The organism is Ferdinandcohnia sp. SAFN-114 (genome assembly GCF_059415045.1).
In genome coordinates this window covers 1-1,449 of record NZ_JBPFDQ010000194.1, presented here as the reverse complement: position 1 = coordinate 1,449, position 1,449 = coordinate 1, and the positions used below count along the sequence as shown (strand labels likewise).

Annotated in this window: 3 protein-coding genes; all 3 read left to right on the top strand. The window is 36.0% G+C overall.

Features of this window, described 5'->3' with window-relative positions; genetic code table 11:
• Nucleotides 1-89 precede the first annotated feature (89 nt).
• The 3 genes from ACR65M_RS26845 to ACR65M_RS26835 are packed head-to-tail and all read left to right on the top strand — an operon-like array spanning nt 90 to nt 1,376.
• Nucleotides 90-407, top strand: a complete 318-nt coding sequence (locus ACR65M_RS26845; RefSeq protein WP_440274934.1) for a hypothetical protein — start codon at nt 90-92, stop codon at nt 405-407.
• 53 nt (nt 408-460) lie between these two features.
• On the top strand, nt 461-811 hold the full coding sequence (locus ACR65M_RS26840) for a hypothetical protein (RefSeq protein ID WP_440274933.1): 351 nt from the start codon (nt 461-463) through the stop codon (nt 809-811).
• A 22-nt stretch (nt 812-833) separates the two neighbouring features.
• Nucleotides 834-1,376 carry a hypothetical protein gene (locus ACR65M_RS26835; RefSeq protein WP_440274932.1) on the top strand — a complete coding sequence of 181 codons (543 nt, stop codon included), beginning with the start codon at nt 834-836 and terminating at the stop codon, nt 1,374-1,376.
• The last annotated feature ends 73 nt before the right edge of the window (nt 1,377-1,449 follow it).

Below are 1,449 nucleotides of genomic sequence, written 5' to 3'. Positions count from 1 at the left end.
TGCCATACAGACACACCTCGTTATAGTTGATATATTTATTATAACAATCTGTGTCTACTTTTTAGTCTAGCATCAATGCGCTTGATTTGGTGAATGAAGTATCAAAGACAGCTGATAACAACAATGAAGGTGTTGTTAAATTACACGTTAATGGTGCTGCAACGATTTCTTCCCAACAAGCTCAAACAGGTAAAGGCCAAATAGAGATCCCGTATTCTTCTCTTGAAGGTGAAGATGATTATGATATTGCATTTTCATGTAAGTATGCGATTGACGCATTAAAAGCCTTACATTGCGATGAAGTATCATTTCGTTTTACTGGACCAATGAGACCTTTCCTTATCACTCCTGTTGAAGACACAGAAGTTGAGGAAAGACAACTCATATTACCAGTAAGAACCATCTAATACAGAGGGAGCGATTTTCGCTTCCTTTCATTTTTAGAGAGGATTGTGAGGATATGAGATTTGATTTTGAAAAATTCGCTGAAAATCTTGAGCCCTATAAGGTTCCTGATGATTCAGCGATAAAGAGGAATGAACAAGCGGGTTTAGCAACAGTCGTAAAGCATGTTTGGTTACACACTCCTACCGAACAAATCAATTTTGATAGCTTTTCAGTAGATGATGTTAAGGCCGCATTAGAGGAAATGGAGCAAATACCTCTCATTTACGATGAGGGTGGTGAAACCTTTATCTGCGAGCCAACAAACTTGTTTCCTGTGTATGACATGCTATTTGGACTCGGCTATAAACTAGCAAATATAAAAAATAAACGGTTTGAACTATCTGAGGAAGATATGTTTATTTAACACGTTAGGGAGGTTTTATGTGATGGAAATGGATGTTTACGATTATGAATCGTATCAAATGTCTATTCAAAATTTACTTATGTTGAAACTATTCCATGACGAAGGGATTAACGTAAGTAATTTTCCTAATTATATGACACACATAAATTATGGCGATACGAATAGTTTGGATATTTTCACAAATGGTATGAATCAACTCTTTGAAAATACCATCCATTTTGATTACGGAGATGTAGATTCGAAAGAATTCAAAGAATTATTCGAAGACTTGGTGGGTGGAGATGGGCCACACTCTGTACCAGAGTTTGCCTATGTCATAAAAGACCCCCTCTTTGAACTACTGTTAAACAGCCCTTATTCTAGAGTATTTGAAAAACTACTTAAAGGACTGGTTAGTGACGATATGAATGTCTGTGAATGTATCGTACTTCCTAACAGGGATGGGATTGGTTTTCTCTTTGAATTTTATTCGCAGTTTCACAATGTAGCTGAGGATTGTATCAATCTAAAGCACGAGGCTATGAAATTAAAAAAACAATATAAGAGGGAGATAGCAAAGGAGTGATGCTAGACTAAAAAGTAGACACAGATTGTTATAATAAATATATCAACTATAACGAGGTGTGTCTGTATGGCAA

Excerpts from the sequence above, each read along its gene's own strand:
- ACR65M_RS26840 (WP_440274933.1), top strand. The coding sequence starts at position 461 with ATGAGATTTGATTTTGAAAAATTCGCTGAAAATCTTGAGCCCTATAAG.
- ACR65M_RS26835 (WP_440274932.1), top strand. The coding sequence starts at position 834 with ATGGAAATGGATGTTTACGATTATGAATCGTATCAAATGTCTATTCAA.